Source organism: Campylobacter sp. BCW_4332 (assembly GCF_001763175.1).
Lineage (GTDB): Bacteria > Campylobacterota > Campylobacteria > Campylobacterales > Campylobacteraceae > Campylobacter_D > Campylobacter_D jejuni.
Window position 1 is genome coordinate 1 of sequence record NZ_MJYF01000010.1, and the last position, 596, is coordinate 596.

General features: G+C 25.3%; 1 pseudogene. It reads left to right on the forward strand.

The annotated features are described in order from the left end of the window. Positions 1–594, forward strand: a pseudogene (locus tag AJN64_RS00600) (motility associated factor glycosyltransferase family protein); the annotation flags it as partial. Positions 595–596 lie beyond the last annotated feature (2 nt).

The following is a 596-nucleotide window of genomic DNA, read 5'->3' on the forward strand; positions in this document are numbered from 1 at the left end:
TACAACTGCACCGAAGGTGGGGCAAGGATAGAAGGAACTATAGAAAAACCTTTTCTATGGGCTTGTGAGAATTTACTTGATAAAGATTTAAATAAACCTTTTGAAAAATTAGAACCTTTAAGCTTAAATAAACAAAATGAGTTTTTACTTAAGGCTTATTATAAAGTTTATCAAAGTATTAAACATTGTAGAGATTTTAGTAAAATACTCAGCAATGATTTTGAAAATATACAAAGTATATATTTGAGTTTAAATGAAAAAGAAGAATATTTAAATTTAGCTATTAAAAAAATAGATGAATTTAAAAACAAACTTGAAGATATTAAACAAATGCAAGACTTGTATGAAATTTTAGGTCCTTTACTGACACAATTTGAACTTAATCTTGCTAGAATTTATGTTTTAAATCCTAAAACCAAAGAAGATGCTTTTAATAAAAGTATTCTTTGGATAAAAGAACATTTAGAATTTATGGAATTAGTTTATGGACATATCAAAGCACAAGAAAGTGCTTTGATAAAAAATATACTTCCTTTAGAAGAAAAACTTAAAGAAAGAAAATTAGATAAATGGATGGAAAGGGTGAGAAGGTGAAA